Below are 9,403 nucleotides of genomic sequence, written 5' to 3'. Positions count from 1 at the left end.
CCGCGTCGGCGCCGACGCCACGCGGGAACCGGCGGGCACCTCGCACTTCATCGTGGTCGACGCCAAGGGCGACGCCGTCAGCATGACCACCACGGTCGAGAGCCTGTTCGGTTCGGGCCGGATGGCGGGCGGCTTCTTCCTCAACAACCAACTGACCGATTTCTCGCTGGTCCCGACGGCGGCGGACGGAACGCCCGCAGCCAACGCCGTGGCGGCGGGCAAGCGGCCGCGTTCGTCCATGTCGCCGATCATCGTGCTGGACCGCGAAGGTCGGCTGGTCGGGGCTCTGGGTTCGCCCGGCGGCTCGTCCATCCTGGCCTATAACGCCAAGGCCCTGGTCGGCGCCCTGGGATGGGGGCTGCCTCTGCAAGAGGCGTTCGATCTGCCCAATCTGGTGGCCAAGGGCGACGGTTTCGGCGCCGACACCGAGGGCTTCCCGGCCGAGGTGCGCGCGGGCATGGCGGCGCGCGGCGTGGTGCTGCGGCCGAACACGACCGAGACCTCGGGCCTGCACGGCGCCCTGTGGCGCAACGGGCGTTGGGACGGGGCGGCCGACAGCCGCCGCGAGGGCGTAACGCGCGGCCAGTAGGTCCTATTCGCGGTGACGGATCGTCAGTTGGAAGGCCACCAGGCCTTCCGACACGTCGGTCTTGATGCCGTTGTAGGCCCGGATGCCGTTGGCTTCGATCTCGCGATAGACGATGCCGAATGAGCTCTGCACGGCGCCCCGGCGGTAGGCTACGCCGACGGAGGCGTCGCCCAGGAACGTGCCTGAGTCGTGGCTCATGCCTGAACGGGCGAAGTCGCCGTCGCGGGTGCGGGCGAAATTATAGCCGACGGCCCGCTTGGCGCCGGCGGCGTAGACATACCAGCGCGCGCGTTCGCCGAAGGCTTCGTCGCCGTCGGGCGCCAGTCGGTCCAGACCTTCGCCGATCTTCAGCGTGGCGCCGGCCTCGGCGGTCGTGCCCTCGCGGCCGAAACCGACCCCGGCGTGGGGCGTCAGCGACACTTCCAGGCCTGACGGCGTGCGGCCCTGGGCGGCGACCCAGCCGCGCGTATAGGTGACGTCATAGGCTTCGTCGTCATAGACGCGGGCGTCCAGGGCGCGGGGCGGCACAGGCGCCCCGTCGGCGCGGCGCGGCGCGCCCCGGGCGACGACCCGCAGCCGATCGGTGAAGCCGTCGCCGACGAACCAGGCCTCGTGCCGGCTCGCGGTGACGGCGTCTCGGCCTGGCGAGCTAGACAGGGCGAGGGGGGCGCCGAAGGGCGTGTCCATGGCGGTGATGGCGATGTCGTTTTCCAGCCGGGCTGCGGCGTCCTCAAACTGGACGATGTCGCTGCCTCTGGCGACGACGGGGTCGGCGACCGGGCCGGTGAACGAGGCGGTCGCCTGCGCGCTCGCCGCCATGGGGAGGCCCACGACGATCAGAACACTCACGAGGCAAGCCTCCATACGCACCAACGGTCCCTCCCAAAGCCGTTAACAGAAACCACTCTGCACTAACGCGGGGGAACTGCAACGGCCTCTTTCGAGCCACAATCCTGCTTCGACCAAACGAAACCGCCCGGAGGTCGGTTCCTCCGGGCGGCGGGATCAGCACATCGTGATGCGAGGGAGGCCTATTGGCAGGCCAGGCATTCGTCATAGTCGGTGCGGGCGGCCGAGAAGAGGTCCGGCTGGTTCGGATCGACTTCGGCCTCGACCTTGTCCTCGGCGCCGGCGAAGGCGGCGCGCTGCACCGACTTGGAGCGCAAATAATAGAGCGACTTCACGCCGCGTTCCCAGGCGGACCAGTGCAGCATGTGCAGGTCCCACTTGTTCACGTCGCCGGGGATGAAGAGGTTGATCGACTGGGCCTGGCAGATTTCCGGCGAGCGGTCGGCCGACAGTTCGACGACCCAGCGTTGGTCCAGTTCGAAGGCGGTCTTGAACACGCCCTTCTCGTCGTCCGACAGGGCGTCCAGATGCTGGACCGAGCCTTCGTGTTCCAGGATCGAGTTCCACACGGCCTCGGTGTCGATGCCCTTCTCGCCCAGCAGCTTCTTCAGGTAGGGGTTCTTGACCGCGAACGAGCCGGACAGGGTCTTGTGCGTATAGATGTTGGCGGGGATCGGCTCGATGCCGGCGCTCGTGCCGCCGCAGATGATCGAGATCGAGGCCGTCGGGGCGATGGCCAGCTTGTGCGAGAAGCGTTCCATCACGCCGCGCTCGGCAGCGTCCAGGCAGGCGCCCTTTTCCTCGGCCAGCAGCTTGGAGGCCTTGTCGGCCTCCCGGCGCAGGTGCTTGAACAGGCGCATGTTCCACGACTTGGCCATGGCCGATTCAAAGGCCACGCCCTGCGCCTGCAGGAAGGAGTGGAAGCCCATCAGGCCCAGGCCCACCGAACGCTCGCGCCTGGCGGAATAGACGGCGGCCTTCATATCGGCCGGCGCGGTCTGGATGAAGCTTTCCAGGACGTTGTCGAGGAAGCGCATGACGTCCTCGATGAACTTCGGCTCCTCGCGCCATTCCAGGAAGGTCTCGGCGTTGACCGAGGACAGGCAGCAGACGGCGGTGCGGTCCACGCCCAGGTGGTCCTTGCCGGTGTGCAGCATGATTTCCGAGCACAGGTTCGACTGCTTGACCTTCAGCCCCAGGTCCTTCTGGTGCTGCGGCATGGAGCGGTTCACCGTGTCCGAGAAGATCAGATAGGGCTCGCCCGTCTGCATCCGGATCTCGAGGATCTTGGTCCACAGGTTGCGGGCGTCGACCGTTTTGCGGACCTCGCCGTCCTTGGGCGAGATCAGGTCGAAGGACTTGCCGTCGCGGACCGCCTCCATGAAGGCGTCGGTGATGTTGATGCCGTGGTGCAGGTTCAGGGACTTGCGGTTGAAGTCGCCCGAGGGTTTGCGGATCTCGAGGAACTCCTCGATCTCGGGGTGGTGGATGTCCAGATAGACGGCGGCCGAGCCGCGACGCAGCGAGCCTTGGCTGATCGCCAGGGTCAGAGAATCCATCACGCGGATGAAGGGGATGATGCCGCTGGTCTGGCCCGCGCCCTTGACCTTCTCGCCGATGGAGCGGACGCCGCCCCAGTAGGTGCCGATGCCGCCGCCGTTCGAGGCCAGGGCGACGTTCTCGTTCCACACGGTCTGGATGCCGTCGAGCGAGTCGCCCACGGCGTTCAGGAAGCAGGAGATGGGCAGGCCGCGGCCGGCGCCGCCGTTCGACAGGACGGGGGTGGCGGGCATGAACCACAGCTTGGACATATAGTCGTAGATGCGCTGGGCGTGTTCGGCGTCGTCGGCGTAGGCCGTCGAGACGCGGGCGAACATGTCCTGATAGCTTTCGCCCGGCAGCAGGTAGCGGTCTTCCAGGGTCTTCTTGCCGAAATCGGTCAGCAGGGCGTCGCGCGAACGATCCAGGGTCAGGCCCGTGACCACTTTCAGCTGGGGCTTGTCGCCGGCCGGAGCCGAAGAAAGCGCCGTGAATTCCGTCGTCTGCAAAGCTTCGCCGCCAGCCATTTTCGTCACTGCCCCGAACAAATCCGTTAGAAGACCCGTGCCGGTTTGAAACACTAGATATGGTGTTTCTGTTCCCGTGCTCGGCTAGATGTATGGGCGCATATCGCTAATGGCAGGTAAAGACTTGATCTTGGCCTGGTGATGTGGGGTCCACAGATTCACGGCGGGCGGCCTGTGGAAAAGTCGGAAAAGACAACCGCCAAGCCGTCGCCGCGTGGCGTTCACAAACGCGTGATGGAGCGAAGAGGGGAACGCGCGTCCAGCTTGACCGTTAGCGGCTCATGGCTCCGCATCCGACCGCCTTCCTGACCCGCGCCCTGCGCGTCGCTCGCACCGAAATCGCCGCTGTCGTCGCCCTGCTGGTCGTGGCTCTGGGCACGCTGACCTTCATCGAGGTGGCCGACGACATGCGCGAGGCCGACGGCCAGGCCTTTGATCAGGCGGTGCTCCACGCCGTGCGGCCCTTCGCCGAGGATCCGGGGCGACCCTGGGGGCCGTGGTGGCTGCATGAAGCGGCCGCCGATCTGACCTCGCTGGGCGGAATTTCGGTTCTCACCCTGTTCGCCCTGATCGCCCTGGGCTTCCTGCTGATCCAGGGCAAGCGGCTTTCGGCCCTGCTGCTGGCCGGGGGTCTGGTCGGCGGGGTGGCCCTGAGCGAGGGGCTGAAGGCCCTGTTCGAACGCGAACGGCCGCCGCTGGAGTTTCAGGCGGTCGAGACCCTGAACGCCAGCTTCCCCTCCGGCCACGCCCTGCTGTCGACGGTCTTCTATCTGACGCTGGGGGTCATGCTGACGCGGGCGTTTCCGAAGAAGCGGCTGAAGGCCTACGTCCTGGGCTGCGCCGTCGTGATCGCCCTGCTGATCGGCCTGACCCGCATCTATCTGGGCGCGCACTGGGCTTCGGACGTCTTCGCCGGTTGGAGCGTGGGGGCGACCTGGGCCATGATCCTGTGGCTGCTCGCCTATGGGATCGAGCGCCGCCAGCGGCTGCATGACGCGCCCTTGCAGGACGCGCCTTCGACCAATGTCTAGCGGTCGGGACGCGCCGGGCGCCGGATAACAGATCGCAGAGAGCCGAACGGCCGGTCGAGGAAGCGTCATGACCCATGCTGAACACTACGCCGAGCGTCTGATGACGCCCGCGGCCGCCGCCGCCCTGATTCCGTCGGGAGCGAAAGTGGCCATGGCCCTGGGCGTCGGCCAGCCTCCAGCTCTGTTGAAAGCCTTGGCCGACCGAGCCGAGGCGCGTGAGGTGGACGACATCAATATCTATTACCTGCTGTCCACCGCGATCGCCGGTGAGACGGTGCTGCGCTACGAACTGACCGATCGCCTACGCCCCCACAGCCTGTTCCACGGCGCCATTGAGCGGAAACTGGAGGCGCGCGGCATCGAAGAGGGGCGTCAGGCCGTCTGGTTCGTGCCGACCGGCTTCCAGCAGACGCCGCATGTCCTGACGCACGAGATCGGGGTGGACACTCTGCTGGCCACGGTCTCGCCGATGGACGCCGACGGCTATTTCAGCTTCGGGACCAACACCGACTACGCCCTGGCGGCGTCGAGGACGGCCAAGCGGGTGATCCTGGAGGTCAATCCGCATATGCCGCGCGTCTTCGGCGACTGCCGCGTGCATGTGTCCCAGGTCACGGCCCTGGTCGAGCACGCCGCCCCCCTGCTGGAGGCGGGCAAGGCGCCGCAGCAGCCGCAGGATGTGGTCATCGGCGGCCTCATCGCCGGCTTGATCGAGAATGGCTCGACCCTGCAGATGGGCATCGGCGCCCTGCCGGACGCAGTCTGCGCAGCCCTTCACGACCATGTCGATCTGGGCATCCACACCGAGCTGCTGACGCCGGGCCTGGTGGAGCTGATGCGGGCCGGGGTCGTGACCAACGCTAAGAAGACCCTGCATCCGGGCAAGACCGTCTTCACCTTCGCCATGGGCGACCGCTCCACCTATGACTTCCTGCACGGGAACCCGGGGCTGGAGGCCCGCCCGGTCGACTACGTCAACGACCCGGCCGTCATCGCTCGCAACGACAAGATGGTCTCGGTCAACGCCACCCTTCAGATCGACCTCTTCGGCGCCTGTTGCTCGGAATATCTCAACGGACGGCAGTATACGGCGGCGGGCGGCCAGTTGGACTTCGTGCGCGGCGCCTCGGCGTCCGAGGGCGGAAAGTCGATCATCGCCTGCCATTCGACGGCGGCGAAGGGCACGGCCTCGCGCATCGTCGCCCGGCTGGACGGGCCCGCGACCACGCCGCGCAACGACACGCAGATCGTCGTCACCGAGCACGGTTGGGTCAATCTGCGCGGTCTGACCGTAGATCAGCGCGCTCGCGCCCTGATCGGCCTGGCCGCGCCGCAGTTCCGTGAGGGGCTGGAGGCCGAGGCCCGGGTCATGGGGCTGATCTAGGCCGCGCGATCTTGGGTCTAAGCGATTCCGCGCATCTCGGACGGCAGGCTTTTTTTACGTTTTGAGCGTCACGCTCTCATCGGGAGTGCTGGGGAGCAGATATGGCCGGACGTTGGCGGTTGTTGCGCCATGACGCGGGACGGGAGGCGGGGCCGCCGCCCCTTGCCTATGTCCTGCTTTTCGCCACCTGCCTGCTGCTCGGTCAGTGGAGCGCCTCGACCTTCCAGGCCATCATCGTCTGGCCCGCCAACGGCGTCATGCTGGCCGCCCTGCTTCAACTGCATCGTCGCCAGGCGGTGGCGGTCCTGCTCGCCTGCTTCGCGCTGAACCTGGGCAGCAACGCCCTGCGCGGCGACACCATGCCGCTTCTGCTGGTCAATGCGGGGCTGAACATGGGCCAGGTGCTGATCGCGGCCTTGCTGGCCCGTCGCGTCGGGGGGGCGGCCCTGGACATGCGGCGGCCCCGGCGCCTGATCGCCTTTGGCCTGTTGGCCGCGGCGCCGACGGTGGCGCTGACCACGACCCTGTCGATCGCGGTGGGCGCGTGGCTGCGCGACTATTCGCCTGTCTACGCCGCCTTCGCCTGGCGGCATATGTTCAGCATGGAGCTGCTGGGGCTGTTGATCGTCACCCCGCCTCTGCTGTTGCTGGCGCGCGCCCATCGCTTCCGCGGCGAAGGCGCGGCGCGCCCCCTGGAGAAGGCGGGCCTTCTGCTGTTGCTGGCCGCGACGACGGCCTGGGTCTTCAGCCGGGAGGAGGCCATGGCCTTTCTGGTGCTGCCGCCGCTGTTGCTGGTCGCCTTCCGCCTGTCGCCGCCGTGGACCGCCGCCGCCCTGATCCTGACGACGGCGATCAGCGGGATAGCGACGCTGACCGGCCATGGCCCGGTGATGCTGGCCCAGGTGCCCGATATCCCGGACTTGGCCGACGTGCCGCTGCGGATGCGCCAGATGGGGGCCTACTACATCTTCCTGCTGGTGACGGTGATCACCGCACTGCCGGTCAGCACCTTGATGAGCGAGCGTCGTCAGTTGCTCGCGCGCCTGCAACGCCGCACGGCGGTCGCGCTCGAGGCGCGGGCCGAGGCGGAAGCGGCGGATGCGGCCAAGTCGCGGTTCCTCGCCCTGATGAGCCATGAGATGCGCACGCCGCTGAACGGCGTCGTCGGCTATGCCGACCTGCTGTCGCGGCGGGAGGACCTGCCGTGCGAGGCCGCCGCCCAGGTGGAGGCCATCCGCCGTTCGGGCGACGCCATGCTGATGCTGGTCGAAGACGTGCTGGAATTCTCGCGGGGCGGAGAGGAGGCCGCCGCCGAGACGCTGAACCTGGTCGAGCTGTTGCAGGAGGCCGCCGCCCCGGCGCTGGCGACCGCCAAGGCCAAGGATCTGCCGGTGGCCCTGATCGTCGAGCCGGAGGCGCGGGGGGCGTTCGTCGGCGAACGGCGCCGGCTGCGTCAGGCCCTGCACCATCTGATCTTCAACGCCGTCAAGTTCACGGATCGAGGCGAGGTGCGGGTGAGGGCCGCTTACGAGGGCGGCGCGGTCGTCATCACCGTGGCCGACACGGGCGTGGGCATCGAACCGGACCTCATGCCTCATCTGTTCGAAGCCTTCGTCCAGGGCGATGATTCCCTGCGGCGGCGCCATATGGGGGCCGGGGTGGGCTTGCCGCTGGTCCAGGCCCAGACGCAGCGGATGGGCGGACGGATCGAGGCGCGCAGCGTCGTGGGCGAGGGGGCGACCTTTGTTCTGACCGTGCCCCTGGTCAGGCTTTCGGAGGAGCCGGTCGCCGCGGCCGAAGCGAGCGATCGGACGATGCGGGTGCTGATCGTCGACGACCATCCGGTGAACCGCGAGATGATGCGGCTGATGCTGACCGCCGCCGACTGCGAGACGGTCGAGGCGAACGACGGGCTGGAGGCGGTCCAGCGCGCGGGCGAGGAGATGTTCGACCTGATCCTGATGGATGTGCGGATGCCGCATCTCGACGGTCTGGCCGCCACGCGACAGATTCGCGCCCTGGCCTCGCCCGTCGCCGAGGCGCCGATCCTGGCCGTCACCGCCGACGCCATGCCCGAGGACGCCGTCCGCTGCCGCAGCGCAGGGATGGACGGGCACCTGGCCAAGCCCATCACCCACGTCCGCCTCTACGCCGCCATCGACCAGGCCATGCAGGCGGCGGCCGCACGGACGGCGCGGGCGGCCTAGACGGCCTCGTCGGCTCCGAAGGGGAAACGTTCTGCCCAGAAGCCCTGCAGCGCGGGCAGGGCGTCCACCCGGCGCACGACTTCGGCCATGCGCGGCGCCTCGGCGGTGAAGCGCGCACGGCGCGGCGTCCATCGGCTAGCGACGGCCACATAGAGGTCCAGCACGCTTAACTCGTCCCCCAGCAGGAAGCGGCCCGGCGTGATCTGGCTGTCCATGACGCGCCAGCATTCGGCGATGCGCCCAAGGGTGCGGCGCTTCACCTCATCCTGCGCCGCGGGGTCGTCCCCGACCAGCCGCGACGGCTCGTCCCGCACCCAGAACATCGAATAGATGGACGCCGGGATGAAGGTTATCCAGCGCAGGAACCGCGCCCGGCGCGGATCATCGATCCCGGGGCCTAGCCGGGCTTCGGGATAGGCGTCGGCCAGCCAGATCAGGATGGCGGCGCTTTCAGTGAGCACCTCTCCGTTGGGCAGGACCAGGGTCGGGACCTGGCGCATCGGGTTGGCGACGGCGACCTTGTCGCGCTCGGCCTCGCCCTCCCAGGTCACGGCTTCGATGACGCGATAGTCCAGGCCGATCAGGGTCATGGCCGCCTCGACCGGGACCGAGCCCGAGCCGGCGGCGCCGTAAAGCGTGAAACTCATCCCCAGGCTTCTCCCCATCTGATTGTCCGTAGACCACCATATCTAGCGGTCGGATGAAAATGTGATCGCAAGATAGGCGTATTCCGACTTGGCGCCGCGCGTGCCGGGACGCATGGTGAAACTCACTTCTTTGCGGATTCGCTTCAGGTCATTTTGATGAACGCCCACTCCTCGATCATCCGCCCCGGAACGGCCGGACTGCTGACGCCCTCGGCCGCCTACAAGCCCTTCCGCTATCCGTGGGCCTTCGACATGTGGAAGAAGCAGCAGCAAGTCCACTGGATGCCCGAAGAGGTGCCGCTGGGTGAGGACGTCAAGGACTGGGCCGCCAACCTGACCGACAGCGAGCGCAACCTGCTGACGCAGATCTTCCGCTTCTTCACCCAGGCCGACATCGAGGTCCAGGACAACTACATGGAACGCTATGGTCGGGTGTTCAAACCGACCGAAGTGAAGATGATGCTGGCCTCCTTCGCCAATATGGAGACCATCCATATCGCGGCCTACGCCCTGCTGCTCGAAACCATCGGCATGCCCGAGAGCGAGTTCGGCGCCTTCATGGAATACGAGGCCATGCGCGACAAGCATGACTTCATGGGCCAGTTCGGGGTCGAGACCGACGCCGACATC

General features: G+C 67.6%; 8 protein-coding genes. 5 read left to right on the top strand and 3 right to left on the bottom strand.

What is annotated here, in order from left to right:
• Positions 1 to 589 (top strand): gamma-glutamyltransferase (locus VGE49_RS04950; RefSeq protein ID WP_331033463.1); only part of this gene is annotated, 589 nt, incomplete at its 5' end.
• Positions 590 to 592: 3 nt separating this feature from the next.
• Here VGE49_RS04950 and VGE49_RS04945 read toward each other — a convergent pair.
• Both VGE49_RS04945 and VGE49_RS04940 read right to left on the bottom strand, forming a co-directional pair.
• Positions 593 to 1,438, bottom strand: coding sequence for a lipid A-modifier LpxR family protein (locus tag VGE49_RS04945; RefSeq protein ID WP_331033462.1), 846 nt, complete (start codon positions 1,436 to 1,438; stop codon positions 593 to 595).
• Between the two features lie 182 nt (positions 1,439 to 1,620).
• Positions 1,621 to 3,504, bottom strand: coding sequence for a ribonucleoside-diphosphate reductase subunit alpha (locus VGE49_RS04940; protein WP_331033461.1), 1,884 nt, complete (start codon positions 3,502 to 3,504; stop codon positions 1,621 to 1,623).
• A 281-nt stretch (positions 3,505 to 3,785) separates the two neighbouring features.
• Between VGE49_RS04940 and VGE49_RS04935 the strand changes: the two genes are divergently transcribed.
• The 3 genes from VGE49_RS04935 to VGE49_RS04925 all read left to right on the top strand — a co-directional run bounded on the left by VGE49_RS04935 (position 3,786) and on the right by VGE49_RS04925 (position 8,126).
• Positions 3,786 to 4,535 carry a phosphatase PAP2 family protein gene (locus VGE49_RS04935; RefSeq protein ID WP_331033460.1) on the top strand — a complete coding sequence of 250 codons (750 nt, stop codon included), beginning with the start codon at positions 3,786 to 3,788 and terminating at the stop codon, positions 4,533 to 4,535.
• A 67-nt stretch (positions 4,536 to 4,602) separates the two neighbouring features.
• Positions 4,603 to 5,919, top strand: coding sequence for an acetyl-CoA hydrolase/transferase family protein (locus VGE49_RS04930; protein ID WP_331033459.1), 1,317 nt, complete (start codon positions 4,603 to 4,605; stop codon positions 5,917 to 5,919).
• A 101-nt stretch (positions 5,920 to 6,020) separates the two neighbouring features.
• Positions 6,021 to 8,126, top strand: a complete 2,106-nt coding sequence (locus VGE49_RS04925) for a hybrid sensor histidine kinase/response regulator (RefSeq protein ID WP_331033458.1) — start codon at positions 6,021 to 6,023, stop codon at positions 8,124 to 8,126.
• On the opposite strand, the gene VGE49_RS04920 is transcribed toward VGE49_RS04925, so the two are convergent.
• On the bottom strand, positions 8,123 to 8,773 hold the full coding sequence (locus VGE49_RS04920; RefSeq protein ID WP_414643597.1) for a glutathione S-transferase family protein: 651 nt from the start codon (positions 8,771 to 8,773) through the stop codon (positions 8,123 to 8,125). The genes VGE49_RS04925 and VGE49_RS04920 overlap by 4 nt on opposite strands.
• 156 nt (positions 8,774 to 8,929) lie before the next feature.
• On the opposite strand from VGE49_RS04920, the gene VGE49_RS04915 reads away from it, so the two are divergent.
• On the top strand, positions 8,930 to 9,403 hold a 474-nt coding region (locus VGE49_RS04915; RefSeq protein ID WP_331033457.1), incomplete at its 3' end, for a ribonucleotide-diphosphate reductase subunit beta.

Source organism: Brevundimonas sp. (assembly GCF_036405315.1).
In the GTDB taxonomy this organism is placed as follows: domain Bacteria; phylum Pseudomonadota; class Alphaproteobacteria; order Caulobacterales; family Caulobacteraceae; genus Brevundimonas.
The sequence above is the reverse complement of the archived record's forward strand: the minus strand, read 5'-3'. Positions and strand labels throughout refer to the sequence as shown.